The organism is Methylobacterium sp. FF17, assembly GCF_025813715.1.
GTDB lineage: Bacteria > Pseudomonadota > Alphaproteobacteria > Rhizobiales > Beijerinckiaceae > Methylobacterium > Methylobacterium flocculans.
This window is the reverse complement of sequence record NZ_CP107532.1, coordinates 2,798,328-2,825,049: the sequence shown is the minus strand read 5'-3', so window position 1 is coordinate 2,825,049 and position 26,722 is coordinate 2,798,328. Positions and strand designations below refer to the sequence as shown.

General features: G+C 70.2%; 29 protein-coding genes and 1 tRNA gene. 13 read left to right on the top strand and 17 right to left on the bottom strand.

Going from position 1 to position 26,722, the window contains the following annotated elements:
- From OF380_RS13260 to rpmB, 4 genes are all read right to left on the bottom strand, one after another.
- Window positions 1-579 carry a TetR/AcrR family transcriptional regulator gene (locus tag OF380_RS13260; protein WP_264051113.1) on the bottom strand — a complete coding sequence of 193 codons (579 nt, stop codon included), beginning with the start codon at window positions 577-579 and terminating at the stop codon, window positions 1-3.
- Between the two features lie 8 nt (window positions 580-587).
- Window positions 588-1,076: a nuclear transport factor 2 family protein gene (locus OF380_RS13255; protein WP_264051112.1), complete on the bottom strand. Its 489-nt coding sequence runs from the start codon at window positions 1,074-1,076 to the stop codon at window positions 588-590.
- 82 nt (window positions 1,077-1,158) lie between these two features.
- Window positions 1,159-2,088 carry an AEC family transporter gene (locus OF380_RS13250; protein ID WP_264051111.1) on the bottom strand — a complete coding sequence of 310 codons (930 nt, stop codon included), beginning with the start codon at window positions 2,086-2,088 and terminating at the stop codon, window positions 1,159-1,161.
- A 133-nt stretch (window positions 2,089-2,221) separates the two neighbouring features.
- Window positions 2,222-2,527 carry a 50S ribosomal protein L28 gene (gene rpmB, locus OF380_RS13245; protein ID WP_264051110.1) on the bottom strand — a complete coding sequence of 102 codons (306 nt, stop codon included), beginning with the start codon at window positions 2,525-2,527 and terminating at the stop codon, window positions 2,222-2,224.
- A gap of 304 nt (window positions 2,528-2,831) precedes the next feature.
- Between rpmB and OF380_RS13240 the strand changes: the two genes are divergently transcribed.
- From OF380_RS13240 to OF380_RS13195, 10 genes are all read left to right on the top strand, one after another.
- Window positions 2,832-3,767, top strand: a complete 936-nt coding sequence (locus OF380_RS13240) for a DUF3108 domain-containing protein (RefSeq protein ID WP_264051109.1) — start codon at window positions 2,832-2,834, stop codon at window positions 3,765-3,767.
- Complete coding sequence (locus tag OF380_RS13235) at window positions 3,764-4,120, top strand: hypothetical protein (protein ID WP_404810581.1); 357 nt, start codon at window positions 3,764-3,766, stop codon at window positions 4,118-4,120. The genes OF380_RS13240 and OF380_RS13235 overlap by 4 nt, the downstream gene beginning before the upstream one ends.
- Before the next feature lie 69 nt (window positions 4,121-4,189).
- Window positions 4,190-7,657, top strand: a complete 3,468-nt coding sequence (locus tag OF380_RS13230; RefSeq protein ID WP_264051108.1) for a helicase-related protein — start codon at window positions 4,190-4,192, stop codon at window positions 7,655-7,657.
- A gap of 6 nt (window positions 7,658-7,663) precedes the next feature.
- Window positions 7,664-7,939, top strand: coding sequence for an RNA-binding S4 domain-containing protein (locus OF380_RS13225; protein ID WP_264051107.1), 276 nt, complete (start codon window positions 7,664-7,666; stop codon window positions 7,937-7,939).
- Window positions 7,940-8,173: 234 nt separating this feature from the next.
- Complete coding sequence (gene fdxA / locus OF380_RS13220) at window positions 8,174-8,512, top strand: ferredoxin FdxA (protein WP_264051106.1); 339 nt, start codon at window positions 8,174-8,176, stop codon at window positions 8,510-8,512.
- Window positions 8,513-8,943: 431 nt separating this feature from the next.
- A complete protein-coding gene (locus OF380_RS13215) occupies window positions 8,944-9,534 on the top strand; it encodes a CarD family transcriptional regulator (RefSeq protein WP_264051105.1) in 591 nt (196 codons plus the stop codon).
- Between the two features lie 213 nt (window positions 9,535-9,747).
- The gene (locus OF380_RS13210) at window positions 9,748-10,620 is read left to right on the top strand and encodes an RNA polymerase factor sigma-32 (RefSeq protein ID WP_264051104.1); all 873 of its coding nucleotides are present in this window, start codon (window positions 9,748-9,750) and stop codon (window positions 10,618-10,620) included.
- A gap of 231 nt (window positions 10,621-10,851) precedes the next feature.
- Window positions 10,852-11,532, top strand: coding sequence for a 4'-phosphopantetheinyl transferase family protein (locus tag OF380_RS13205; protein ID WP_264051103.1), 681 nt, complete (start codon window positions 10,852-10,854; stop codon window positions 11,530-11,532).
- 96 nt (window positions 11,533-11,628) lie between these two features.
- Window positions 11,629-11,705: transfer RNA gene (locus tag OF380_RS13200), tRNA-Pro, on the top strand.
- A 125-nt stretch (window positions 11,706-11,830) separates the two neighbouring features.
- A complete protein-coding gene (locus OF380_RS13195) occupies window positions 11,831-13,114 on the top strand; it encodes a HEPN domain-containing protein (RefSeq protein WP_056355206.1) in 1,284 nt (427 codons plus the stop codon).
- Here OF380_RS13195 and OF380_RS13190 read toward each other — a convergent pair.
- Window positions 13,111-14,589 carry a site-specific integrase gene (locus OF380_RS13190; RefSeq protein ID WP_156650077.1) on the bottom strand — a complete coding sequence of 493 codons (1,479 nt, stop codon included), beginning with the start codon at window positions 14,587-14,589 and terminating at the stop codon, window positions 13,111-13,113. The two genes, OF380_RS13195 and OF380_RS13190, sit on opposite strands and share 4 nt — an antisense overlap.
- A 548-nt stretch (window positions 14,590-15,137) precedes the next feature.
- Here OF380_RS13190 and OF380_RS13185 point away from each other — a divergent pair.
- Entirely contained in the window at window positions 15,138-15,716 is a 579-nt protein-coding gene (locus OF380_RS13185; protein ID WP_200917671.1) for a metallophosphoesterase, read from the top strand.
- A 38-nt stretch (window positions 15,717-15,754) separates the two neighbouring features.
- Here OF380_RS13185 and OF380_RS13180 read toward each other — a convergent pair whose 3' ends face one another.
- From OF380_RS13180 to OF380_RS13140, 9 genes are all read right to left on the bottom strand, one after another.
- On the bottom strand, window positions 15,755-16,414 hold the full coding sequence (locus OF380_RS13180; protein WP_056355197.1) for a hypothetical protein: 660 nt from the start codon (window positions 16,412-16,414) through the stop codon (window positions 15,755-15,757).
- 363 nt (window positions 16,415-16,777) lie between these two features.
- Window positions 16,778-17,230, bottom strand: a complete 453-nt coding sequence (locus OF380_RS13175) for a hypothetical protein (protein WP_156650075.1) — start codon at window positions 17,228-17,230, stop codon at window positions 16,778-16,780.
- Window positions 17,231-17,318: 88 nt separating this feature from the next.
- Entirely contained in the window at window positions 17,319-17,606 is a 288-nt protein-coding gene (locus tag OF380_RS13170) for a hypothetical protein (RefSeq protein ID WP_056355314.1), read from the bottom strand.
- Between the two features lie 5 nt (window positions 17,607-17,611).
- The gene (locus OF380_RS13165; RefSeq protein WP_056355191.1) at window positions 17,612-18,142 is read right to left on the bottom strand and encodes a hypothetical protein; all 531 of its coding nucleotides are present in this window, start codon (window positions 18,140-18,142) and stop codon (window positions 17,612-17,614) included.
- A gap of 87 nt (window positions 18,143-18,229) precedes the next feature.
- Entirely contained in the window at window positions 18,230-18,931 is a 702-nt protein-coding gene (locus OF380_RS13160) for a hypothetical protein (protein WP_056355187.1), read from the bottom strand.
- Between the two features lie 321 nt (window positions 18,932-19,252).
- On the bottom strand, window positions 19,253-19,753 hold the full coding sequence (locus OF380_RS13155; protein ID WP_056355179.1) for a hypothetical protein: 501 nt from the start codon (window positions 19,751-19,753) through the stop codon (window positions 19,253-19,255).
- A gap of 11 nt (window positions 19,754-19,764) precedes the next feature.
- Window positions 19,765-20,742: an HIRAN domain-containing protein gene (locus OF380_RS13150; RefSeq protein ID WP_056355177.1), complete on the bottom strand. Its 978-nt coding sequence runs from the start codon at window positions 20,740-20,742 to the stop codon at window positions 19,765-19,767.
- A complete protein-coding gene (locus tag OF380_RS13145) occupies window positions 20,739-21,290 on the bottom strand; it encodes a GcrA family cell cycle regulator (protein WP_056355174.1) in 552 nt (183 codons plus the stop codon). Before OF380_RS13145 ends, OF380_RS13150 begins: the two co-directional genes overlap by 4 nt.
- A complete protein-coding gene (locus OF380_RS13140; protein ID WP_056355171.1) occupies window positions 21,287-21,505 on the bottom strand; it encodes a hypothetical protein in 219 nt (72 codons plus the stop codon). Before OF380_RS13140 ends, OF380_RS13145 begins: the two co-directional genes overlap by 4 nt.
- A gap of 318 nt (window positions 21,506-21,823) precedes the next feature.
- Between OF380_RS13140 and OF380_RS13135 the strand changes: the two genes are divergently transcribed.
- Together OF380_RS13135 and OF380_RS13130 are read left to right on the top strand one after the other, a co-directional pair.
- A complete protein-coding gene (locus tag OF380_RS13135; protein ID WP_056355168.1) occupies window positions 21,824-22,687 on the top strand; it encodes a hypothetical protein in 864 nt (287 codons plus the stop codon).
- Between the two features lie 65 nt (window positions 22,688-22,752).
- Window positions 22,753-23,295 (top strand): hypothetical protein, encoded by a 543-nt coding sequence (locus OF380_RS13130; protein ID WP_056355167.1) that lies wholly within the window; start codon window positions 22,753-22,755, stop codon window positions 23,293-23,295.
- A gap of 50 nt (window positions 23,296-23,345) precedes the next feature.
- Here the strand turns inward: OF380_RS13130 and OF380_RS13125 are convergent, their stop codons facing one another.
- The 3 genes from OF380_RS13125 to OF380_RS13115 form a co-directional block, all read right to left on the bottom strand.
- Window positions 23,346-23,660, bottom strand: a complete 315-nt coding sequence (locus OF380_RS13125; RefSeq protein ID WP_056355165.1) for a hypothetical protein — start codon at window positions 23,658-23,660, stop codon at window positions 23,346-23,348.
- Between the two features lie 177 nt (window positions 23,661-23,837).
- Window positions 23,838-24,221 (bottom strand): hypothetical protein, encoded by a 384-nt coding sequence (locus OF380_RS13120; RefSeq protein WP_156650073.1) that lies wholly within the window; start codon window positions 24,219-24,221, stop codon window positions 23,838-23,840.
- Between the two features lie 272 nt (window positions 24,222-24,493).
- A complete protein-coding gene (locus tag OF380_RS13115; protein WP_056355161.1) occupies window positions 24,494-26,335 on the bottom strand; it encodes a hypothetical protein in 1,842 nt (613 codons plus the stop codon).
- Window positions 26,336-26,722: the final 387 nt, after the last annotated feature.

The following is a 26,722-nucleotide window of genomic DNA, read 5'->3' as shown; positions in this document are numbered from 1 at the left end:
CTACCGGTCCCATTCCGGCTCTTCGGGGATGAGGCGCACCGCGAGCCGCGCCAGCATCCGGCCGAAGGCCGCCGGCTCGTCGAGGGCCCGCGCCAGCACGAGGCCGCCCTGGATGGCCGCCACCGTCTCCTCGGCGAGGTCGAGGGCCTCGCCGGCATCGTGACCCATGCGTCGCAGCGCCTCCGCCAGGGCGTCGCGCCAGGCGGCGAAGTAGTCCCGGATGCGCTCGGCGAAGCGGTCGCGCCCGTCCGTCAGCGCGAAGGCGCCGACGAGGCAGGCCCGCCCCCCGGAGCGGAAGTAGGCGTCGGTTTCGGACAGCATCCGGCGGATCGCGGCGCGGGGATCGGGATCGTCCCGGAGCGGCGCGTAGATCCGGGTCTCGAACCAGGTCTCGATGGCGGCGATGACCGCCTCGGCCATCTCGGCCTTGCCCCCCGGGAAGGCGTGGTAGAGGCTGCCCTTGCCGAGCCCCGCGCGGGCGCCCAGGAGAGCGAGGCTCGCGCCGTCGTAGCCGCAGGCGCGAAACACCTCCGCGAGCACGGGGATGGCCGCTTCGCGCGCCCCCCCGGTCTTCGCCACCGGACGCCCTAGAGCCCGAGCTCCGTGAGGCACGGATGGTCCGCCGGGCGCGGCGCCGCGCGGTCCCAGTGGAACTTGCGCTCGGCCTCCGGGATGGCGAGGTCGTTGATGCTGGCGTGCCGCTCGCGCATCAGGCCATTGGCGTCGAAGGCCCAGTTCTCGTTGCCGTAGGCCCGGAACCACTGACCCGATTCGTCGTGGAACTCGTAGGCGAAGCGCACGGCGATCCGGTCCTCGGCGAAGGCCCAGATCTCCTTGATGAGGCGGTACTCGTGCTCGCGCGCCCATTTCCGGGTCAGGAACGCCACGATGGCGGGGCGTCCGCTGAAGAACTCGGCCCGGTTCCGCCAGCGGCTGTCGGCGGTGTAGGCCAGTGCCACCGCCTCCGGGTTGCACCCGTTCCAGCCGTTCTCCGCCGCGCGGACCTTCTGGATCGCGGTCTCGCGGGTGAAGGGCGGCAGCGGCGGCCGTGCCTCGGCGGCGGTCGGGTGGGACATCGGCGCGGTTCCTCGATGGACGGACCGGGCGATCCCGATCCTGTACCGATCGGTACAAATCTGTCCGGCGCCGGTCAAGCCGTCAGGCGTGGCCGAGGAGCATGAGCCAGGCGACGGTCGTAAGGGTGGCGAGCAGGGTGGAGAGCATCACGGCGGCGGCCACCACCCCCGTCTCGGTCTTGTAGCGCGCCGCCAGCAGATAGGCGTTGATGCCCACCGGCATGGCCGCGAACAGGGTGGCGACGCCCGCATAGGCCGGGGGCATGGTGAAGACGTGGAAGGCCAGCACCCAGACCGCCAGGGGATGGAGCCCGATCTTGAGCACCGTCACCACCATGGCGCTCGGCAGGTCGTGGAGGACGCGGTAGCGCACGAGGCCGGCACCCAGGGCGATCAGGGCGCAGGTGGAGGCGGTGCCGGCCAGCGAATCGATCAGCGCCTTGACCATGCCGGTGGGGGCGACGTCGACGCCCTTGAGGCACAGGCCGACGATCAGCGCCAGAAAGATCGGGTTGCGCAGCAGCACCAGCGCGAGGCCGCGCAGGCGGCGCAGGATCGATGTCTGGCCGTCGGCCTCGATCAGGAAGGTGGCGCAGCCCATCATCAGCGGCAGGTGCACCGCGAGCAGCATGAAGAGCGGGAAAGCCCCCTCCTCCCCGTAGGCCTGGAGAATCATCGGCACGCCGATGAAGACGGTGTTCGACTGGCTCGCGGCGAAGCCGTGCAGGATCGCGCCGCGCCGCTCGACGCCCTCCCGGCGGAAGGCGATCAGCGACCCGATCAGCCAGGACAGGGCCGCGCCGCCGAAGTAGCTGAACCAGTAGGACGGCGTGATCTCCCCCGTCAGGCCGGGCCGGGTCAGGGTCGCGATGATGAGCGCCGGCACCGCGATGGAGAACACGTACTCGGAGAGGCCGTCGCTGACCTTCTCGGACAGGAAGCCGGCCAGGGCCGCGACCCAGCCCACGAGGATCAGGCCGAAGATCGGGGCGACGAGGGCAAAGACGGTCATCGGGGCGAGCCGGTGCTCCAACGCGAACGGCCACCGTACGCGCTCGGGCGTGCGGCGGCCGTTCGGGAACGGTGACAGGGTTCAGCGGGCGTGGAGGCCGGCGGGTCTCCCGCCGGTCCGGCCCTGCGAAGCCTCAGGCGGCGACGGGGGTCTCGACTTCGCTGAGCTTCTTGTGAAGCTCGCGCTTGAGGAGGCGGGCCGTCTGCGACAGCTCGATCTCGCGCGCCTTGATGAGGAAGGCGTCGAGGCCGCCACGGTGCTCGACGGAGCGCAGGGCGTGCGCCGTCACCCGCAGGCGCACGCGGCGCTTGAGGGCGTCGGACTGCAGGGTGACCTGGCACAGGTTCGGCAGGAACCGGCACTTGGTCTTGCGGTTCGAGTGGCTCACGAGGTGGCCGGTCTGCACGGCTTTGCCCGTGAGTTCGCAACGGCGCGACATTGTTTTAATTCCCGTCTCGTTCCGCGTGTCCGACCGACTGGCGGGAAACCCGGCCGCAGGGTGGCCGAACGGTCTCTCGCACGCCAGGTCCGGTGGAGCGGCGTTCTCATTGAAGGCGCGAGCCTATAGGGGAGTGGGGCCGGTGACGTCAAGGTGGGGGGCGATTTTTTGCGTCCGCCCCGCGCCTCCGGGGGCCCGTCTTCCGCCGCCCCAACGATGTGTTAACCATGAGGGCGGACGATGCCGGAACGATGCTCCCGGCCCGTTCGGCTGCGGGCACACCGTCAACCCCGAGTACCCTGCCATGCGCGACCGCGCCAAGCGCTCCCTCACTCTCCAGCGCTTCCTCGCCTGCAAGCGCTTCACCCTATGCGTCTCCGGCGCCGGCCTGCTGGCCTTCGCCGCCCTGCCGGCCCCCGAGGCCCAGGCGCGTCCGAAGGCGCGGGCGGAGGCTTCCACGGTCACGGTGGATTACGAGATCGCCCTGGCCGGCCTCACCATCGGCGCGGCACAGGTCTCCGGCGCCTTCGAGGGCTCGGGCTACCGCATGGACGTCTCGGCGCGCCTGACCGGGCTCGCCGGCGTCGTCACCGGCGGCATGGGCTCGGCGCGCGCCGCCGGCTCGGTCGGCGCGGCGCCCCAGCCCAGCACCTTCGCGATCGCCACCAAGACGTCGAATTCCGGGATCGCGGTGCGCATGGCCCTGGCGCGCGGCACCGTCACCCAGGCCGAGATCACCCCGCCGCTGATCGATCTCGGCGACCGGGTGCCGATCACCGCCGCCAACAAGCGCGGGGTGATCGATCCGGCGAGCGCCCTCGTGATGCCGGTGGTCGGACGCGGCGACCCGATGGACCCGGCCAATTGCAACCGCACGCTGCCGATCTTCGACGGCGCCACCCGGTTCGACGTCATCCTGAGCTACGGCGAGACGCGCAGCGTGGCCAAGCCCGGCTACAGCGGCCCGGTCCTCGTCTGCCAGGCGCGCTATACCCCGATCGCCGGGCACCGTCCGGACCGGCCGGGCGTGAAGTTCATGGAGGACAACCGCGAGATGTCGGTCTGGCTCGCGCCCGTGGAGGGCACGCGGGTGCTGCTTCCGGTCCGCATCGCCGTGCGGACCACGGTGGGGACCAACATCATCGAGGCGACGCGCTGGACGCGGGCCGGCGGTACGGCGGGCGGGAGCACCGCCTCGGCCTCGGAGGGCACCGCCACCCAAGCCAGCCTGGTCCAGTGAGCCCGCACCGCCCGCGACCGACCCGCTTCCTGCTGCTGGCAGCCCTGTCACTGACCGGTGCCGCGCTGGCGGGCCTGCCCGCGGGGGCGCAATCCTCGCTCGCGACCGGACCCGATTGCGGCGGCGACGCCTATTCCTCGGCGCAGGTCATCGAGAATCGTCCCCCGCGACGCGGACCCCTGACCGCCGTGCCGGACACGCTCTGCGCCGATGTCGCACCACAGGGCCTCGGGACGCCGCTGGAGATCGGAATCTATCCCGATGCGGGCGGGGCTCTCATGCCGCCACGGGATGGCAGGCGGGGCCTGGGCGTCCCATATGAGGACCGGCCGCCACGGCGTCGCGACCCCTGAGGGTGGCGCGGCGGCGCTCCAAGCTCCGTCAAAACCTGCCGGCCTCGCCGAAGGGACCGCCCCTCACCCATGATTCGTCCCTCCCTCTCCCCGCAGGCCCGCGCACGCGGCGTCACGGCGGTGCTCGGGCCGACCAATACCGGCAAGACCCATCTCGCGATCGAGCGCATGCTCGCCCACCCGACCGGGATGATCGGGCTGCCCCTGCGGCTGCTGGCGCGGGAGGTCTACCTGCGCGTCGTCGCCAAGGTCGGGGCCGACAAGGTCGCCCTCGTCACCGGCGAGGAGAAGATCAAGCCGGACCGGCCGCGCTACTGGATCTCGACCATCGAGGCGATGCCCCGCGACCTCGACGTGGCCTACGTCGCCATCGACGAGATTCAGCTCGCCGCCGACATGGACCGGGGCCACGTCTTCACGGACCGCCTGCTGCACCAGCGCGGGCGCGAGGAGACGCTGCTCATCGGCTCCTCCACCATGCTGCCCCTGGTGCAGTCGCTGATCCCCGGCGTGCACACCACGACCCGCCCCCGCCTCTCCCAGCTCACCTTCGCGGGCGAGAAGAAGCTCGGGCGCCTGCCCCGGCGCACCGCCATCGTGGCCTTCTCGGCCGAGGAGGTCTACGCGATCGCCGAGCTGATCCGCCGCCAGCGCGGCGGCGCGGCGGTGGTGCTCGGCGCGCTCTCGCCGCGCACCCGCAACGCGCAGGTGGAGCTCTACCAGTCGGGGGACGTCGACTACCTCATCGCCACCGACGCGGTCGGCATGGGCCTGAACCTCGACGTCGACCACGTCGCCTTCGCGGCGAACTGGAAATACGACGGCACCCGCTTCCGCAAGCTGACGCCCCCCGAGATGGGCCAGATCGCGGGCCGCGCCGGGCGCCACCTCTCGGACGGGACCTTCGGCTCCACCGGGCGCTGCTCGCCCTTCGAGCCCGAGATGATCGAGGCCCTGGAGAATCACGATTTCGAGCCCCTGCGGGTGCTGCAATGGCGCAACCCGGACCTCGATTTCGGCTCGCTGAAGCGGCTCCAGGAGAGCCTGGACGAACATCCCCGCGAAAAGGGCCTCACCCGCGCGCCCATGGGCGAGGACCAGTCGGCCCTCGAGATCCTGATGCGCGAGGACGACATCCGCGATCTCGCCAACAGCCCGGCCCATGTCCGCCGCCTCTGGGACGTCTGCGGCGTGCCGGACTACCGCAAGGTCCATCCCCAGACCCATGCGGACCTCGTGGCGCAGCTCTACCGCTTCCTCATGCGCGGCATGGCGGGGCGCATTCCGAACGACTGGTTCGCCAAGCATGTCGCCATGATCGACCGCACGGACGGGGACATCGACGCCCTCTCCCAGCGCATCGCACAGGGGCGCACCTGGACCTTCGTGGCGAACCGGCCGGATTGGCTCATCGATCCGGTGCATTGGCAGGCCGAGACGCGTCGGGTAGAGGACAGGTTGTCCGACGCCCTGCACGAACGCCTCGCGAGCCGTTTCGTCGATCGGCGCACCAGCGTCCTGATGCGGCGCCTGAGAGAGAACACGATGTTGGAAGCTGAGATCACCGCCGGCGGGGACGTCACCGTCGAGGGCCAGCATGTCGGCCACCTGCATGGCTTCCAGTTCGTTCCGGATCCCGGTGCGGAAGGGCATGAGGCCAAGACCCTGCGCAGCGCGGCCGAGAAGGCGCTCGGGGGCGAGATCGAGGCACGGGCCGAGCGGTTCGCCGCGGCGCCCGACGCCTCCCTCGTGCTCAGCCACGACGGCGTCATCCGCTGGACCGGCGACCCGGTCGCCAAGCTGACGCCCGGCGACAAGCTGTTCGAGCCGCATGTGCGCCTGCTCGCCGACGAGCAGCTCACCGGTCCCGCCCGCGACAAGGTCGAGGCGCGCCTGGTGGCCTGGCTCAAGGCCACCGTGGTCCGGCTGCTCGGCCCGCTGATGGAGATCGAGACCGCCGCCGACCTGACGGGGCTCGCCAAGGGCATCGGCTACCAGGTGGTGGAATCCCTCGGCGTGCTGGAGCGCGCTAAGGTGATGCAGGAGATGCGCACCCTCGACCAGGAGGGACGCGGAGCCCTGCGCCGCCACGGCGTGCGCTTCGGCGCCTACCACATCTTCCTGCCCGCCCTGCTGAAGCCGGCGCCGCGCACCCTCGCGGCACAGCTCTGGGCCCTCAAGAACGGCGGCCTCGACCAGCGCGGCCTCGACGAGATCGCGCACCTGGCGAGCTCCGGCCGCACCTCGATCAAGGTGGATACCGAGATCGCCAAGGGGCTCTACCGCGCCGCCGGCTTCCGCGTCTGCGGCGAGCGGGCCGTGCGCGTCGACATCCTGGAGCGTCTCGCCGACCTCATCCGCCCCGCCATCGCGTACCGGCCCGGCACGACGCCGGGCGAGGCACCGGTGGGCGCGGCCGATGGCGACGCCTTCGTGGCGACGGTCGGCATGACCTCCCTGGTCGGCTGCTCGGGCGAGGATTTCGCCTCCATCCTGAAGTCGCTGGGCTACGCTCCCGAGACCCGTCCGGGCCCGGCCATCACCGTACCGCTGCTGCCGGCGGCGTCGACTCGCCCCGTGACCCCGGCGACCGCCGCCTCCGAGACGGCCGCGGACGAATCGGTGCCCGGCGAGGCCACGGCCGAGGCGGAAGCCCCGGCGTCCGAGGCCAGCGACGCGCCGGCCGCCATCGAGCCCGGCTCGACGGAGGATTCCGGCGCCGCCACGGCTCCGGACGCCATCGCCGAGGCACAGGACGAGGCTGTCGCGGAGCCCGAGGCGCCGGCTGCCGAAGCCGAGACGCCGGCGAGCGAGGATGCGGCACCGGTGCCGGTCGCCGACATCGCCGCGCTCGCGGATGCGGCCGAGCATCCTGCAGAGGAGGCGTCCTCCCAGGAAGCCGCGCCTGCGGAGATCGTCGAGACGGCGCCTGCGGAGACCGTCGAGGCCGCCCCGGCAGAGGAAGCGGCCGCCGAGCCGGAATCCCCGGCCGTCGAGGCGACCGAAGCCTCCGTGGAATCCACGGACGCATCTGCCGAGGCCACGGACGCCCCTGTCGAGTCCCCGGAAGCCCCTGCCGCCGAGGCCGCGACCGAGACCACCGAGGCTCCGCCCGTCGAGGTCTGGCGCCTGCAGCGTCAGCAGCGCCATGTCAATCCCCGGCAGAATCGCCCCCGCGGCGCCGGCCGCGACGGCGCGGCTCCCAACCGGGCGCCGGGCGAAGGACGGCCGGACCAGCGCCGCCAGGGCGGACAGGCCGCCGGCGCCGAGAATCGCGAGCGGCCGCGTGGGGACCGTCCGGAGGGCGGCCGCCGGAGTGGTCCCGGCGAGGGACGTCCCGAGAGTGGCCGGCCCCAGCGCCGCGAGCGTTTCGAGCCGGGCCGGACGCGCCCCGAGCGCCGCGACGAGCCCCGGGCCGCACCGCGCGACGAGCCGCGTCCGCAGCGCCGCGAGCGCGCACCGGACCCGGATTCGCCCTTCGCGAAGCTCGCGGCCCTGAAGGCGCAGCTGGAAGCGGGCAATGACCGCAAGCGCTGAGGCGCGATGAAGCCGGGGCGCCAGCGTCTCGACAAATGGTTGTGGTTCGCGCGCTTCGCGCGGACCCGGTCGCTGGCCGCCCGCTTGGTGGCCGACGGCTATGTCCGGGTGAACGGGAAGCGGGCCGAGGCTGCGGCGACGGCGGTCGGTCTCGGCGACGTCGTCACCGTGGCGGCGGCCCACGCGACGGTGATCGCGCGGGTGCGGGATCTCGGCGAACGCCGGGGGCCGGCCCCGGAGGCCCAGGCGCTCTACGAGGTGGTGGACGACGCGACCGGGTAGCGGGGCGAATCCCACCGGATCCCCGTGTCCCCGGCGCGACACCGGCGGGCCGCCGTGGCCCGATGCCACGGGCGCGACCCCGGACGCGCTTGTCAGCCCCTCGGACAGGGGCTAGAGCCAGCGCCTTCAGGAGGCGGGCCCCGGCCCGACCCGTTCGACCCCAGTTTCACGAAGCGTAAACGGATCCGGCACCGGACGCTTCCGGCGATCACCGGATCGAGGACTGAAGGCCCCATGACCTACGTCGTCACCGACAACTGCATCAAGTGCAAGTACATGGACTGCGTCGAGGTCTGTCCGGTGGACTGCTTCTACGAAGGCGAGAACATGCTCGTCATCCACCCGGACGAGTGCATCGATTGCGGCGTCTGCGAGCCGGAATGCCCAGCCGAGGCGATCAAGCCCGACACCGAGCCGAGCCTCGAGAGCTGGCTCAAGGTGAATGCCGATTTCGCCCGGACCTGGCCGAACATCACCCAGAAGAAGGATGCGCCCGCCGACGCGAAGACGTGGGATGGCGTCGCCGGCAAGTTCGAGGCACATTTCTCCGCCAATCCCGGCACCGGCGACTGATTGCCGCCGCCGGCCGCATGAGCCGGCGGTGACGTTCCTCGCCAAGACGCTGTGGGAAGACGCTGTGGAGCGCGCCCGACGCGGGGCCCGCGACGCTCCGGCGTGCCGGCAATCCTTTGATTCGGCGGTGTCTTTGTGCTATGAGAAGGGCCTGCCGTCGTTCGTGCCCGACGTGCGGTCTCCTGCCATCAAACGATGGGCCTCAAACTTCGGTTGAGCATCGGAGTCGCATGCGATCGATCGCTGAAGGCGTTTACGCCTTCGGTGACCGGTCCCTCGTTGCGCGACGCGTTGGCGTGCCCGGGAACCGACAGGTTGGCGTCTGAGATGCTAACCCTTCGGACAAGGGGCTGGAGCCGGGTGACCCACCCCGGATTACAGGGTTCGGCGCGGCGTGCAAGGCCGCGTGATGTTCTGGAGGCGCTTCTCGCATGACCACAGCCAAGAAGACGACGGCAGGCCGCCAAGGCTTCAAGACGGGCGAAGCGGTCGTGTACCCGGCCCACGGCGTCGGTCGCATCACGGCGATCGAGGAGCAGGAGATCGCCGGCTACAAGCTCGAGCTGTTCGTCGTCTCGTTCGAAAAGGACAAGATGGTCCTGCGCGTCCCCACCGCGAAGGCCAACAGCGTCGGCATGCGCAAGCTGGCTGAGCCCGAACTGGTGAAGAAGGCCCTCGACCTGCTCACCGGCCGTGCCCGGGTCAAGCGGACCATGTGGTCGCGTCGTGCACAGGAATACGAGGCCAAGATCAACTCGGGGGACTTGCTGTCCGTCACCGAGGTGGTGCGCGACCTCTTCCGCTCCGAGGCCCAGCCCGAGCAGTCCTACAGCGAGCGCCAGCTCTACGAATCGGCCCTGGACCGGATCGTGCGCGAGATCTCCTCGGTGAACCGCGTCACCGAGACCGAGGCGCTTAAGCTGATCGAGCAGAGCCTCGCCAAGTCCCCGCGCCGCGCCAAGGGCGAAGCCGAGGCGGAAGGCGAAGCCGAGGCCGACGACATCCAGGAAGAGGCCGCCTGAGCGGCCCTGCACCTTTAGAATCGGTTGCGAGCCCGGCGCGTCAGCGCCGGGCTTTTTCGTGTCCGCCTCACGTGCGCGTGAGCTGTGCCGCGCTGGGGGAACTATCCTCAGGACCCCGTGTTGTCGCGTTGCCCATCACAGGCCCGGAGACCGAGTTCGATCGGTCGGGGCCTCGTGGCGGCGCGGGCACGTTCCATCGAGGCGGAGGCGGGGATGGCGGATATCGCAGGGATCCGGCGGCAGTTCATACGCACGGCGATGGAGGCGCCCTTCCTTGCGCGGGATGAGGAACGGGGCCTCGCGGTCCGCTGGAAGGACGAGCGCGACGAACGCGCGCTGCACGGCCTGATCTCGGCGCACATGCGCCTCGTGATCGCGATCGCCGGCCGCTTTAGGCATTACGGCCTGCCCATGGCCGACCTCGTCCAGGAAGGCCATGTCGGCCTGATGGAAGCCGCCGCCCGGTTCGAACCGGAGCGTGAGGTCCGATTCTCCACCTATGCCACCTGGTGGATTCGCGCCTCCATCCAGGATTACATCCTGCGCAACTGGTCCATCGTCCGTGGCGGCACGAGTTCGGCCCAGAAGGCACTGTTCTTCAACCTGCGCCGCCTGCGCGCCCGCCTCATGCAGTCCACCGAGGAGCATGTCGGCGACGAGATCCACCGCCGCATCGCCACCGCCATCGGCGTGTCGCGCGAGGACGTGGCGCTGATGGATGCCCGCCTCTCGGGTCCGGACATGTCCCTCAACGCCCCCGTGGGCGAGGAGAGCGAGGCGTCCTCGGAGCGCATGGACTTCCTCGTCGACGGCGCCGCACTGCCGGACGAGACCGTCTCCGCCACCGTCGATGGCGAGCGCCGCCTGATCTGGCTCAACGAGGCCCTGACGGTCCTCTCCGAACGCGAGTTGCGCATCCTGAAGGAGCGCCGGCTTGCCGAGGATCAGGCGACCCTGGAGGCCCTGGGCCATCGCCTGGGCATCTCGAAGGAGCGCGTGCGCCAGATCGAGAACCGGGCCCTGGAAAAGCTGCGGCGGGCCCTGGCCGAGCGTTTCCCGCAATCGGGCGGCAACGTCTACGCCTGACGGTATCCGGGCGGCCGCGCCCGCCCGCCCGTCGGGCCTTCCGAATGCCCCTGGGGCCCGCCGGGGATGATCTGGCAGTGCTGCGGACCGCCCGATCACGAGCGGCGGCATCGCGTTTGTGATACCGGACGCACCGCGTCCTTCTGCCCCGGCGATAACCTGTCGAAGCCCCCTCCCCGCCTCTGGCCCGTCGCCGACCCGACCGGGCAGCCGGGCAGCGCCGTCTGGCACGTGGACCTCGCAACGATCCCGCCCCCAGGGACCGGCGATCCCGCGTGGCTGCCGCCGGAGGAAACCGCGCGAGCCGCGCGCTTCCTGCGCCGCGCCGACCGGGATCGATTCACCCGCAGCCACCAGGCCCTGCGCTACGTCCTCGGCCGCCACCTCGGCCGACACCCACGGGACTTGGCGTTCCGGACGGGCGCCCACGGCAAGCCGGAACTGGACGACCCGGCTGCGGGCCACCTTCCGTTCAACCTCTCGCACTCGGCGAACCACGCCCTCATCGGCATCGGCGCCGCCGCCATCGGGGTAGACGTGGAGGCCGAGCGCCCGATCACGGACGCCCTCGCCATCGCGCGCGCGCATTTCCATCCCGGCGAGGTCGCGGACCTGACACGGCTGTCCGGCTCCGCCCGGCTCCGAGCGTTCTTCGCCTGCTGGACGCGCAAGGAGGCCGTGGTGAAGGCCCTGGGCCTCGGCCTCTCGCTGCCGCTCGACCGCTTCCGCGTCACCCTGCCCCCGGCCGAGCCCGCCATCCTGACCTGGGAACAGGCCAGCGGATCGGAGGCGGGATGGTCGATGCACCATCTCGACCTCGGTCCGGACGCGGTCGGAGCCGTCGCGATCGCCCGGGCGGACACACCCTGCGCCCGGTATCGCCTCCCCCCGAACTGGGCCGACGCGACCTGACCGGCCTCCCCGGACGATTTCTCGCGCGAGGACGCTTGCAGCCCCCGGCCGGTCTCGCTATACACCCGCTCGTCGGCCACAGCCGCCGGCATCTGTCGGAGTGTAGCGCAGTCTGGTAGCGCACCACGTTCGGGACGTGGGGGTCGCAGGTTCAAATCCTGCCACTCCGACCAGTTTTCCCTAGGGGAACGGTCTTCCCGGCTCAGAGAGCATCGGTCCGGCCACAGGTTCGGCCACAGGTTGGTGCAAGAACCGCTCATTCGGTCCTTTAAAACTCTGCCCGATCGACAGGCCGAACGTGCCCCTGAACCTCCACGCCAACTGCACCGCCCGCCTCGAAGAGGTGCTGACCGCCGGGATGCGGAAGCTCCGCGTCATCTACGGCACCATCCTGGCGTGGCAGACCCTCGACGCCCTCATCCCCCTGAATGACGTCGTCCCGAAACAGGACCGTCTCCCGGTTCCGCTGACGGCCATGATCGACGAGCGGCCAGTCTCGGACTTCGCCGCCGACCGGATCGGCCGGCTCCTGTCCAACCTCGGCACCTTCCAGGACATGGCGATCCCGCTGCCGGAGCAGCTCGTCAGCCTCGCGCCCTTCGCGGATCCGGCGCCGATCGCGCAGCGGATCGTCGGGGAGTTCGCGTCCCTTCCCTGGGACTATGTCTTCAGCCTTCGGCTCCCGCGCTCGATCGGGACGGTGCTGGCGACCCTGATGGACGCGACGGGGCCGATGGACATCGGCGGCGGCATCTCGCTGGTCCGGACGAGCGATGCGCTGCAGGCGCAGTTCCCCCTCCCCTACGCATCCTCCCTGCTCATGACCCTCGGCGCCAAGGGGGCCTGGGAGACGGACGCCGTCTACCTGCAGGTGCCGGGCTCCGGATACGCCGACCGGTACGGCACCACCGGCACGGTGCTTCGGGCGGTCGAGACCCTTCAGACATTCCTCGGCCTCGGCATCGCGCTGCACCTGTTCCGCTACAGCCCGTCCTCGAACTCGACCCCCTTCGGTCCGCCCCGCAGCTCGTACCATGTCCACCGGCAGGTCGACGGGGCGTGGGCCTACGACACCAGCGTCGACATGGAGGCGACGGTCGTCATGGGGTTGGAGGGGTTCGACTGCACCGGCCTCGCCGGCAACCAGAACTACGTGCGGTTCGCCGGGACGGTGCTTCGGACGATGGGGTCGTGCTTCTCCCATCCGCGGGAGGCTGGACGGATCCTGCGGGCGGGGCAGTGGCTGGCGGGCAGCTACGCGAGCCGGAACGAAACCCTGTCGTTCGTCCAGGCCATGGTCGCCATGGAAATCCTGCTCGGGGACAAGAAGACCTCGGACATGGTCGGGATCGGCGAGCTCCTGAGCAACCGCTGCGCCTACCTGATCGGCGAGAGCCAGGCCGACCGGGAGAAGGTCCTCGCCGACTTCCGAGGGCTCTATTCCGTTCGGTCGGAGATCGTGCACAGCGGCAAGACCCGGCTCTCCTATTCCGAGCGCGAGAAATTCCACAGGCTTCTGGGCATCTGCCAGCGCTCGATCGCCGCAGAGATCGACCTCCTGATGAAGAACCGAGCGGGCTAGGCGGCCCGCTTCCGCCCCCTCCCGCCAAGGGCAGCGCGCGCCCCTTCCATGTGGGCTGGCGAGTGGTGGCCATACCGACGTTCGATCATCTCGACCGTCATGCCGACGTACCCGGCAAGCTCCCAGATATCGACGCCGGCCTGCATGCCCCAGGTCACGGCCGTGTGCCGGAGCGAGTGCCGGACGACGTCGTCCCCGAAGCCGAGGTCGTAGCAAAGGTTGGCGAAGCTCCGCTTGGTCGACCCGACCGGCTTGCCCTGCCACTCGACGACGTAGGTCTGTCCGAGGACGTGGCGCCAGCGCCAGAGATGCGCGACGAGGCTGTCCGGCATCCGAACGGTGGGGGCCTTCTTATTCTCCTTCTCCTTGGTGCCGAGCGCCTTGCGGTGGAAGATCGCCACGCGCTTGACCACGGGGACCTGGACACGGCGCTCGTACTCGGCGCCGTCGACCACGACCCGCTCGACCCGGTCCTCGACGGACCGCTCGGTCTTGAGCTCCATCCACGGCTTGCCGACGACCTTCTCGAAGCTGGCGTTGCAGACGGGTCCCGACCGGGTGCCTGTGCGCAGCGCGACGAGGACGAAGCGCGCCAGGTGCTTGCACACGAGACGGCCGACGACACGCTCACCCTTCCGGGGGCCGGAGTGGACGGTCTGCACCTCCCTCTTGCGCCAGGCACCGAGGAGGATCCGGGCGGCCTCTGCGCTGGTCAGCCAGCGGTCCCGCTCCTCGCCCTTGGCCGGCAGGGTCACCCGGACGGTGTCGCGCGTCAGGCCGTCGCCGATCGCTGCGTTGATGGCGGCGCGCAGGTCCTCAAGCTCCCGCCGGGCCCCGCCCTCGGTGACGACCCGGGCCTTCGTCGGCTTGGAGTGGCCGCGCCGCATCGGCTTCCCGTCGCCCTTTCGCGGCTCGCCGTTGCGATCGAGACCAGCCCGTGCGTGCGCCTTCCACGGCGTGCCGACGCGCGAGGTCACGTATTCGGCGCAGGTCGCGCTATCGACCTCGTCGAGGGTCCGGGTCCCCCACCAGTCGAGGAGGGTGGCGATGCGCTGCGCCAGCTCGTGGTGCCGGGCGACGCCGCCCTTCACCTCGCCGGTCGCGGGATCGACCCGCCCCTTCTTCGCGTCCCGGTACCGGTCGAGGACCTCGGCCACGAGGACCTCGTTGGCCGGCCGGTTCTTCCGCGGGCCGCCGGCTTCCTCAGGCGCGATGACGTGGAGGGTCGCGGTATAGTCGTCTAGGGCCTGGAGCGCGCGGCGTTCCTCGTCCTTGCCAGCACCGCAGCCAGTGCTTCGGACCTGCTTGCCGCGGTGGACGATCCACCACCTGCCGTTACGGTCGACGCCGTCGGCATCGACGCGTCCGGGGCGCCACCAGAGGTAGGGGTTGCCGCGTCCGGTCTTGCCGAGGGACTTGGGCTTGGCTGCCCGGGGCTTGCGGGGCTTTGGTTCGGCCCCAGACCGAGGTGGCATCGTTCCCTCCATTCGCGCAGCTGCCGGCGCGTGACTTCGATCAGGCGGCCGCGTCGCCCCACGATCAGTTCCCTGCGGAGGATCGCTCCCCGCAGGTCGGCGGTCGAATAGAGCGGCAGGTGCCCGAGACCCCGAAGCTCGGGGGCCCACATCGCCGTCTCCAGGTTCAAGGGCACGTCGTCGCCGGCGTGCTCCGCGCGTCCGTACGCACCCTCGGACATCGAGTGCACGTCGGCGATCAAGGGGTAGGACAGGGGATCGGTCGAATCGCTCATCCGAAAAGACTCGCCGGAAAACGTGGCCGTGGGAAGCGGTGCGTGGGTTGTCGGTTAACGGCGCCCTGGGCTGACCGCCTGGGCTCCGGCGATCCGGCCAGGGATCGCCTAACCCTCGGACGAACCAGGGCTTGCCGGGGCGGCCGCGATCGGCGAGGCTATTCCGATGAAGACCGCCCTCCTCCGCATATCGAAACGCCTGTTGGCCTGAAGCCAGCCATCCCGTCCGGGCCTCCGGACGCCTGCGTTCCTATGCTGAGAGGGGATCCCCCCGTGACGACCTACTTCACCTCCGACACCCACTTCGGGCATGCTGGCATGCTCAGCGATCGCATGGGCAGGCCCCGTCCTTTCGGCTCCCGGGAGGAGCATGACGAGCACCTCGTGTCCGCCTGGAACAACCGCGTGCGCCCCGGCGACAGGGTCTTCCATGTCGGCGATTTTGCCTATGGCTGCTCGATGAAGCACGCCGAGGCGATCTTCTCACGCCTCGCAGGCCACAAGACGCTCCTCAGGGGCAATCACGAGGCCAGAGGCGAGCGGCTCGGCTGGGAGGGCGGGATCCACGATGTGGTGGCGATCTCGATCCAGGACAGCGGCATGGCGAATGCCGTCCCGGTGTGGCTCTCGCATTACGCGCACGTCACGTGGAGGGACATCCACAGGGGCCGCCTCCATTTCTACGGGCACTCCCACGGGGCCATCCCCCCGACGGCGCGGGCGTGCGATGTCGGCGTGGATTGCTGGCAATTCCGCCCAGTGACCGTGCCTGAGATCCAAGAGCTCCTCGCGGACGTGGCCGCCCGGCAAGCAGGGGACGCCCTTGCGGGCTCGATGGCGCAGGCAGCGTGAGGGTGGGGGTCTCCTCAGGGTTGAGGAGACCCCGCCGATCAAACCGCCTTCCGACGGGCCTTGGGCTCAGCGTTCGTGGGCGGCTCCCTCCCGACGCTGCGCCACCCGGCGTCTGTGACCCGAGCGTACGTGTTTCGCTTCGGGTTGCCCGGGGCGACGAGGCCGTCCTCTACGGCGTGGATCGCCTGCCATCCGCCGAGGGATGACTGCATGCTGCTGTCAGGGTTCAGGCATGCCCGCGTCTCAGGCTCGGCGACGCCGACGGCCAGAAGGAGCCGGCGGCCGTTTGCCGCGCTTAGGCTGCCAACGGCGACATGCATCCTGATCGCGTTGGCAACCATGCGGGGCTCTGTGTGCTCCATTGAGGAGGCGAGCCGCTCCCACCCATCGTCGTTGGCGAGGTCCACGGCGTGATGCCATTGCCCGAGCGTGCCGGGACCTGAGGCCCAGATCGCCCTCAGCCCGGTGACCTCCTCGACCCTGCGGACGAACGGGAGGTCGCCGCACGCGGGGGTGGAGAGGTGGAGCTCCCAGATCCTAGGGGCCGTCGGCGGCTGGAAGGGGCCGCCAACCCGGTGGAGCCTCACCGGAAAGCCGATGGAGCGGGGGGAGTAGGGAGCCCGATTGTCCGGATCCCGAAGCGCGCCGAGGCCGGCGATGTACTCGTTCGCGATCCCGGACGCTACGAGGCGGGCCATCGGATCCTCGGCGGGGGGCCGGGTCCGGTGCCGCGGCGACCGGTTCGGGCTGGACCTTGGCCTCGGCCTCCACCCTCTGGCGCTTGAGGGCCCGCCGCTTCAGCGTGTGCGCGGACGGGCCGGGGAGCGCCTCTCCGAAATGCGACCTCAGGAGCTCGCCTGGCGACATCCCAACCGGGGTCGGGGTCTCCGGCTCGGACGGGGCGTCCAACGCGTCGAGGATGTCCCGAAAGAGGTCGGGCAGCGGCTCTGTGCGGACCTTCACCCTGCCCAGCGTAGGGATGCGGCGCGGCGTTTCGAAGGGTGCCGCGAGGGCTTCGGCGATCCACTCCCGGTGGGCATCGGTGACGGTAGACATCGGGCTCACTCCTGGATGGGGCTGGCTTCGGGGGATCGGGGCGGCTCTGCCTGGAGCCACCCCAGCGCTTCGGCGTCCTCGGCGGGCAGCCGCCGCGCTCGCCGGCGGGGGGCGGGATAAGTCCCGACCATGATGTCTCCCAGTTGGCTCAGCGCCCAAGTCTCGTCGGAGCCGTGAACGGCGATGACCTGGGCGGGCGTCACGACGAGGCACCGGTCCATGAACTCAAGGGGCATGCGCTCAGGCGAGGCGGACACGAGGCGGTCGTGCATGAGGTGGTCTTTCAGCCGCAGCACGAGCGCGAACGGATCCTCCTCTCCAAGCCGACGCACGCGCCAGCCGGCCACGAGCGCAGCCCGGAGCGTGCCCCCTGCCGGTCGGAGGACAGCCTCACGGCCGCGCTTCGTGAGCGGGGCCAGCTGCCAGATCGGGCACGTGACCAACTTCAGGCTATCCACGAATTTCTCAGTCTCGACGCGGAGGCCAGGGTCGTACGTGCCCCCCCTCTCAGGGTGGAACGGCGGGAACCGGGGCATGATGGGGCGTTCAACCCACGGCATCGCGTTCCTCCTTCATAAGACGGGCAGACAAAGCGAGGGCTTGCTCGGATTGATGCGCGAGTAGTTCGGCGCGGTGGATCAGCATGTCGGCCAGGACCCCTGGCACCCAGCCGGGGATCGGCCTCTCGCCGCTCGCCCAGCGGAATGCGAGACGGGGGTCGAGGCTGTCCCTCGGGCCGGCCGGGTGATGCGGCCCGAGGAGCTTCGCGAGTGGCCTCTTCCACTCCGGCCCGAGGAGTAGGCGCGCGGCCTCCTCCAGAACGATCTTGTCCATGCTCACTAGGCGGCCGCTCCAAGGAGGGCGCGCAGGTCGCGCTGCAGATCGCGACGTCCGTGCTCCGATCCGGTGCGGTAGGCCCGAGCGATCGCCCGGTAGCCGCCGGCCGGAAGCCCGCGCGGCACCGTCATCAGGGCGTCGTCGTCGCCGTCCTCGGCGAGCCCGTACTGAAATTCGGAGTGCGGGCGCAGGTGCCAGCTCTCTCCGATGTTCCCGATGGCGGCAATGCTGACCAAGTCCGCGTGGTACTTGTGGGCGTCCTGCAGCCGCTCCCGGGCGTCAAACGCTACGCCGTACTCGACGTGCTCTCCGGCAAGCTGACGCTCGTGGAGCGCGAGCCAGGCAATCGTCTCCTTGTGAGCGGCCTGGGCGGCCCGCTCGATGTCTGAGGCGGCATTGTACCAGGCCTCCTCCGTGACCTCACGCGGCTCGGTGGCGCCCCACATCTCGCGGACGATGACGGCGACTTCCTCGTCCAGCATGCCCCGGTTGAGGGCGGGGATCGCAGTGGCGGTGGGGGTATGTATGTTCACGGCGGGATCCTTCGCGGAGAAGCGGCCTAGGCCTGCTCGGATTTCGGATGGGGATGGAGACCGGGAGTCGGACCCAGCCGAGGGCGGTCAACCGCAGGAAGCGAGGACTTCGATCGAGGCGCCGGCCCGGATCGCGGCGAGGATGCGCACCATCCCGGCGATCTCCCCGGCGCCCTTCAGGATCTCGACAGGCAGGTCGAGATGCCCCGTTAGGATCCACGCCTTGATCTGAGCCTTGTGCTCCGCCGTTGGGATCATCTCCACGATCTCGCCCGTGGCGGGGTTGCGAACGTGGAGCCTATACGTCCACCCCCGCGACTTGCGATGGTGCCTCTCCTCCCCCAGCAGGACCGCGTCGGTCCCGAAGAGCTCCTCCTCCCCGCGGTCGGGCGCGTACCGCCCCGGGAGGTCGCCTGCGCCGGTGATGTCCTCGGGGGCGGGCAGCGGCGTGCCCTCGCGTAGGACCTGCTCCCAACCGCGGCATCGGCTGTCCATCCGGCCGAAGCGGTACGTCGCGCAGGGCTCAACGGCGGGAGGCTCCGACGTAACGGCCGAGGAAACCGGCTGGGACGCGTCAGTTGAGGAGGACGGGGCCGCGCACGCCTGCTGCTGCTGGACCGGCTGCGGGACCATGGCCGGGGCGGCGGGGGTCTCCTCCGCCAGCGACCAGGCCTTCCGCATGGCGGCACCGATGAACTGGCGCACAGGCCTGCCGATGAGCGCGGCGATCCACTTGGCCTGGGACCAGGCAGCGCGCAGGATGGCGCCGCGGTTGTAAGATTTCGTCATGATCGAGGTTTCCCTTCGTGAATGAGCCGGCATGGCCAGCTCATGTCCATCAATATATGGACAAGGTTAGCGAAGTCAAGCTCGGGGTGGGGGGCGGCTGAAAATTCAGCCGGCCTGTCGGTGCGGGGTGTAGGTGTTGGTGTGTGGGATCGTGTCCCGCACGTGGGACAGCGCCCTGTCCCTCAGGGCGACCGCCTCGCGGTAGAGAGGGTGCCGCTCGGACCCAGGCCCGAGCCGGACGGCGAGGCTCGTGTACGCTCGTAGGGCGATCGAGCCGCGGTTCTGCCAGACGCGCAGAGCCTCTGCGTCCGTCGCAGGCTCCTAGCCGTCGAGGAGATGCGGCCCGTCGAGCACGGCGAGGAACCGCCGCGCGTCGATGATCTCCGGCGTCAGGACGTCGACCTCCACCTGCGGAAGTCCTGCGCCGAGGCGTTGATCAGGTGCCCCGGGGACAGCCGAGGCCTCGGGCCGCCCGGCCACACCGGATCCCCCCGCTGCGGGAAAGCTCGCGGAGGGGGCGACCCCCTCGGCGCCCTTGGAGGCCTCGGAGGGCAGCCGCTTCAGAAGGGCGACCGCAACGGGCCCGCCCTCCGCGACGCCGACATGGCCGATCGCGTAGGCGCGCACACGCTCGACTGGCATACTCGTGTGCTCGGCGTAGGCCTCTCCGGGGCGATGGGGCGCGCGGTACCGGGAGAGGCCGCAGGAGAGGGAAACGGCGTCGTCGTGGAGCGCGGAGACGACGATCGTGCCGGTTGCGCGCTCCCGAACGAAGAAGACAACGCCGTCGCGGCAGGCGATGCGGTGGGGGTCGATAGCCATGCTCTGTCTCCTCAGAAGGGGATGTCGTCGGCGGACCGCGGCGCCGGGGCGACGATGCTGCCAGTACCGAGCCGGACGTCCTCGTGCGTGATCCTCCGGACTGGATGGGCGGCCCAGTCCCGCATCGCGTCCTGTAGGCGGGACGTGACCTCGACGTGAGTGCCGGTCGCGTACCAGCCCCGCCGGTGGACCTCGATCTTCGACCCGGCCCGCTCCGCAAGGCGGCGGGCGGTCGAGCGGGACACGTCGAGGATCCGCTCGATCGTGAAGAGATCGCACCACCCAAGAGCCGGCGGCTCGATCTCGAAGGCCTCGCCCGGCAGGAGGGCGTTAACGGCCTGGACGATGCGACGCTTCCGACGCTCGTCCTGCTCCATGTCGAAGCGGATGCCGTTGTGAAGACCCAGGCTGCGTCGCCGTGCAGCCTGATCTAGCTCTCGCCCCTCGTGCTCTCGGATGGCGTCCGCGATGACGTGGGCGATCCGCTTCTCGTGGAGCCCCCGCACCGCCTCGCCGACGAGGAGTGCCTTGGCCGTCCACGCCTCCCCCGTGCCGCCGTCGGCGATGAAGGCTCGGCACCGCAACCCGATGTCGAGGGGGCCGGCGACGACGGCGGCCACGGCGCGCGGCAGGTGCCCGAGCCTCAGCCCGTTCCGCCACCAGACCTCGACGGCGTTCGCGTCGTGCTCGTTCTCCGGCGCCCGTTTGAGGGAGAGGCGGTCGCCGTCCTTCGGCATGACACGCTCTTCCAGAAACCCGTCCCACAGGCCGTACTTGTAGAACTGCAGGCCAGCGAGTTCAGTCAGGCACCAGGGCTCGCCCTCGGCGATGTCCTCGGCCACCTGACCGAGATCGGTGAACCGCACCCCGCGCAGGTCGAGACCGGCCGCGAGGCAAGTCTCGATCGCCGCGCGGTGGATCAGGTCGAGCTCGGCGTCCCCGGCCGCGCTGTCGTCGTCCCCTTCGTAGTCGTAGCCGATGTCGCTCATGCCGCCCTCCTGTGTTCAGGCTGCCAGAGCGAGACGGCCTTGCGGACGGGCACGGTGCAGAGCGCGTAGTGTCCCGGGCACCAGGGCGAGCCGTGCTGGGTCGCATGCCCGCAGCACGTAGCCGGCCCGGCGAGCGGGTCGTCGGCGATGAACCGGCACTGCGCCTCGCCGATCTGCGTCAGGGGGATCCGCAGGGACGTGGGGATCCCGGCGGGGATGGCTGGCCGCGGCGTCTGCTTGGGCGCCGAGGCGGGCTTGGGGACTGCCGTCGCGGCTTTGGCGGCTTTGCGCTCGCGGTCCCGGCGGCGCTGTTCATCAGTGCGGCCGACGCGCGCGGCCCGGGCGGCCCGGGCGGCGGCGAGGCATGCCGTGGAGCGCGGGCCGGAGAAGCTCCGTCCCGCACGGAAGGCGACACCGATGACGGCGCTCTTCGTCACGACGAGGTCGTGCTCGGCGGCCAACCGGTCGGCGATCTGAGACCCGCTGAGCTTCTGCGTGTCACATAGAGTGAGGACAAAATTCTTCGCCTCGGGCGTCCACTTGATCACGAGCGGGCCTCCTCGATGCGGCCGTAGCGCACGATGCGCTGCATCCCGAGGGCGGCGAGGACGGCCGGACCGGGGTCGCGGCGTCCGAGGCGAACGTCGCTGACATACGCCTCGGACACACCGGCCTTGGTCGCCCACGACCTGGCCGACCCGGCTCTCCTGATGGCGCGTTCCAGCGCCCGCAAAGGGGCCTGCGCCCCCGCGCTCCTTGCCATAACGGGTACTCCTGTGAGGAAGCAGACCGCCGATCAGCGTGCCTGCTAAGCGATGATCGGGGTATATCGCACGCCCGGTCAAGCCCTCTTTTCAGGTAATTGGACGGAAATCGCTTGCCACAACGGGGCGCTACTCTTGCCACAACAGCTTGCCACAACAGGCTGTTGTGACGGCTGTTGTGATAGGCGTCGGATTTGTTGGAGCGATGCCCGCTTTTTGATCACGTTGTTCTCTTGTGGGAGGCTTGGCCGGGAGTACATTCAGTCAGTCAGCGTATTTGCTGACGCGGCCACCCACCCCACCGGAACCTCTCCGCTATGGCCACGCCCCCTCTCACCTTCGGCGCCGTCTGGACCCCCGTCGGCGTCCACCGCCGCTACGGCCACGAGCTCTCCCTTTGGATCTGCCCGGACGCCCCGCAGGCCTGGCACGACGCCTACCGCCACGCGCGGGGCGTCATGACCGCGGCCGGGTATTCGTGGACCGACCGGGCCAACGCCACCGGCACGATGCAGCCCTGCTGGTGGGATACCGGCATCGCGTTCGACGAGCCCGCCCTCCGCGCCGAGGTCGATCGCGTGGTCGCCGAGGCGGCCGCTGTCCGTGAGAAGCGCGCCCGTGCGGAGGAGGAGCGCCACCAGCGTGACCTTGCCGACACCGCGCCGCTAGCCGTCCCGGTCCGCGCCGAGCTCATCAGACTTCTCGCAGAGCGTCCGTGGGCGTTGCAGCGGTCTCTAACGGAGGCGCGCGATCTCGCGGCCGAGGAGGCATGGACATCTTACGGCCTCCGGTCAGCCCAGCGCTTCCTGTCGAACGCGGAGGCCAACGCTGCCCGCGCGGAGGAGCACCTCGGAAGGACGCCCCCCGCGGTTTGGTTCGCCCGGGCCGCGGACCCGGCTGTCCAGGCAGCCGCCTTGGCCGCCTGCCGGTTCCTGAGCGAGCTCGATACCGATTGGGCAGCCGTTCAGAACGGAGCTGGCTGGAGCCAGGCCACGTGCTGGACCGGGCATCTCCTCAGCGAGCGCGAGAGCCTGGATCAGGGCGAGACCACGCACGCCTTGGCTCTCCTCCATGGGCATAGGAGGCAGCTCTCCGACGAGGCGAACCTGACGCTGTTCGGTGAGATCCCGACGCGTCGCCGGCGTCGCGAGACGGACGATCAGCCCGCCCTCGCCCTCTGACTTTCTACGTCCCGAGGCATCATCCCATCACCGGCGGGGACGCTCCCCGCCTTCAGGAGGTCCCCATGTTTGCCAGGTTCTTCGCCGCCTTGATCGCCGCCATCCTCGGGATCCTGCGCTTGCCCTTCGAACTCTTCGGCCTGCGCGGCCGCCCCACGGCGGAGAGCGTGGCCACCGCCGCCCTCGACGTCGTGCGCGCCAATCCCGTCGCACCGGCGGCGGAGATCCGCTCCGACACCCACCCGGTCGCTGAGCTCGTCCGCCAGCACGCCCGCGCGCGGCTCTACACGCACCAGCGCCACGACCTTCCAGTCCCCCTGCCGGCGCCCCTCGCGTCGTGGATCGCGGGCCTGTCGCCGACGCAGCTAGGGCACGTCATCGGGTGCCCGAGCGAGCGGCTCCAGCGCCACATCAACGCCGGCCTCGGCGGCTCGAACGCCGAGGGACCCTTCCACCTGCCGGCAATCTCCCCCGAGCCGGTTCGCCATGTCGCGAGCAAGGGCGCCACGGGCGGGACGAACGCCTCGCCCCGCTCGGTCGACTTGACGGAGGCGTTGGCCGAACTCGGGTTCGCGCCCCAATACACCTACGGCGCGCCCCGTCGCTGATCAGCCCGCCCTACCCGCCACCAAGCCCGCCGGTCCTCCGGCAGGTTTTTTCATCGGCGGAAGCCAATGGCCTTGAAGACCTTGGCAAGGTCGCGCTCGGCACTCTCCGCCCGGGCCCGCTCCGCCCCGAGGGCGCCCGCGCACGAGGCGAGCTCAGAGCGGAGACGGACGATCTCGGCGTGCGCAGCTGCAGCGGACTGACGCGTGCGAGCGAGCTCGGCGACGAGGCACTCCACGGACGACACGCCGGCCCGGCGCTGACTGTCGAGCTCGCTGAAGAAGGTGTCGACGGCCATGGTGGTGAGGGCGGCACCCTGGATGACGCGCGATCCGGCTTCGATCGAGAGGTGGGCGAAGTGGGACATCGGGCGTCTCCGGTGCGGGGCGATCTCACGTCCCTATGAGGCACCTGGGCGCGAATCGCTGTCCAGCGGATTTTCGGGTTTCCACAGGCCGTGGTTACCGCACAGTTACGAGAGGTCGTTCGGAGAGGTCGAGGTCTGTCCTCCCGTTACTCCTATCGGGAGAAACGGGGATTGCCGTCACACGATGACGCCGGCTTTCGGGGGAGAGAGCAGGCGCAGGCGCAGCGCGTCCGCGACTTCGTTCCGGTCGTAGACGACGCCTTCCTTGCCGGCCTCCTTGGCCCGCTGCGTCCGCTCCACGAGCTGATGGGCCGTGCGCCGGATGATGTCCGCGGGATCGAGCGTGCCCACCACGGCGCCGTCCACGACGAGGGCGTGGATGGCGTCGCGCAGGGCGTCGACCACGGCCCGGTCGAGGGTCGCCGGATCCGGGCGGCCGACGTCGCGCCAGCGCTGCCGCAAGTCGCGCATGCGGCCGGCCGTCTGGCGGCGTATCCTCCCGATGCGGCGTGCGCCTGTTTCGAGGTAGGAATGGACTGGGGCGTAGGATGTCTCGCGCATGAAGGGAGACTACACCCGGGGCTAGCAAGTTACGTCACATGTGACGGCTCCCTGAACGAGTATTCAGTTTGAAGGGCTACGTGCGCCCGACGTGCGCCTGAAATGGGCCGCCGTGCGCCCGACGGCGGGCCGTGTGTTGGCCGTCGCATTAAGTGGCGCGAGCCTAAACCCATGACGACGACGAGCCGAGTGAAGGTCGACACCACCGCGTTCAAGCGCGCTGGGGTCACGAAGGCCAAGGAGATGCGAGCGGCGCTCGACGACGCCGTGCTCTACCTCGCCGCGTCCGCCCGGAAGCGCCTGGTTGAGGCCGCCTCCACACCATGGCGAAGATGATCTTCGTCGGCACCTTCCGGAGCAGCTGTTCTGGATCGTTGGCCAAGGCGTCGGACCGGCCCGCGACGCCGCGCTGGTAGTCGTCCTCCCGGACGTAGAGGATCTGGCCCGCGACGGAGTTCTCCAGGTACGCCTCCCCGCCCGCGACCGGCTCCGGCGAAGGCGGGTAGCCCGCGAACTTGGCGATCGAGACGCGGCCCCAGTCCTGGTCCGTGTAGCCCACGGTGAGGGAGCCAGTGTCGCTGGCGAGCCCGGCCCCGTCGCAGGCCGCGATCCGGATCGTCGCCTTGGCAAAGCCCCCCCGGCCCCGCCTCGTCCCGGACCGTCAGGGACACGACCTTCCCCTCGGCCCGGCCGCCCGGCAGGTCGAGGTTGTCGGCCTCGATGCGGGCCTTCCACGCCGTCGAGAACCCGTCCGCCACGATGTCCTCGAAGGGCACCGAAAACTCGTACGGATTCCTCCTCTGCGCGAGGGCGAGCATCTTGGTCGCCTTGAGGACGACCGTGAACAGGGCGTTGATCCCGGACGGCAGGTGCCAGAACGTCCGGCCCCCGGCCCCCCCGGTGTAGCTCTGGTTCGCCAGCGCCAGCGCCAGCGCCAGGGTCCAGCGCCCGGCCTGGACGTCGCCGGCGAAGGACGCGCTCACGTGTTCCTTGGCGCAGAGCCAGCAGTTCCAGCCGACGCGCCGGACGTCGGCCGGGACGTAGTGGGTCCGGGGCAGCCAGGGCACGGTCGTCTGGTCGATCGACGGGTCCTCGGTCCGCATGTCCAAGGTCTTGATCGGCGCGTCCGGGTCCGAGCACGTGGCGTTGAGGACGAGGAAGCTGACGGTCTCCTCTCGCTTCTGCTGCGCCACGTAGGCCAGGACGAGCTCGACGTCGTAGTACGTCACGTCGAGGTTGACGGCATATGCATCGGCGGGATCGGGTTTCGGCTCCCCCTCCTTCCGGACGTAGACGTGCTTCCCCTTCGTCCCGTGCACGGAACCGACGCTCTTGGGCTGCGGGCCTTCAGCGAACCGCTTCGGGTCGACCTTCGTCACGACGGACTTCACGACCGTGTAGCCGGAGCCGCCGGCGATCGAGGCGCCTGCCTGCGGGAAGCCGCGCTCGAACTCGTCCGGCGTCAGCGTCGCGACGCGGCCGGACGCGATGACGACGCTGGGGTCGTAGCCGCCGAACAGGGACTTCGGGTCGGACGCGGGCCCCACGTTGAGCTCGGGGAACAGGGGCCGGATCGCAGCCGACAGGTCGAGCATGCCCTGGAGCAGCTGCATCCACGACGCCGTGCACGTGACCTGAACCCCGCGCAGGGCCTGCCCGGCTTCCGAGATGTTGATGCCTCCGCCGGCGTTCCACCCGATCCAATCGTCCGGCCGGAAGGTCCGCATGTGCAGACCTTCGCCGAGGAGCTTAGGCGTCGTGTAGGCCCCGGTCACGCGGTTGAAATGCCCGATGCGCCGGTGACCATCCAGGATCTCCATCGGATCATTATGGCGCCGGGGCGAGACGAAGACGGGGTGGAAACCGATCAGCCGCTTCAGGGCGGCGAGGCCCTGGTCGCGCAGGTCTTTCCAGTTCGAGAGCAGCCCGGCGTCGAAGGTGATCGTGGACTCGCCGTCGCGGGACCCCTGCACGCGGGGCCGGCGCTTCATGCGGGCCACGGGGTAGAGCGTGCCGTCCGGGTGCTCGAAGGAGAATAGCGCCCACTTCCGCCCGCGCAGGGTCGCGCTCGGGTCCGAGGGCCTCACGATGACGGGGATGTGCCTGTAGCCCACTGCGTCCGGTCCGATGTCGGGAAAGAAGACGCCCGGTCCGTGCGAGCCGGCCGGGCGTTCAGTCGTTCCATGCTTGGAGGGTAGGCTCGGGTGCGGCCGTGCGACGGACAACACACCGGCGGGCCCGGGAGGGTGGCGCCGCCATGGGGTCAGAGGACGCTGGCGGTGCCCCAGGGAGCGAAGGACACAAGGGCGAGGGCGATGAAGGAATGCACCCCATGACCCTCAACCACACATGCATCTTTTCAACGCTATTTCTGCAAACATTCAACGGGGTTTCAGCGTTGGAGGCAGTCCATGAAGCGCCTCTGCCTGGGGGAAACGACCCGAGGAGCCGCGAGAATGGGCGTGGACGCGTTTGCAATACTAATGAGCTGTAACCTGCCT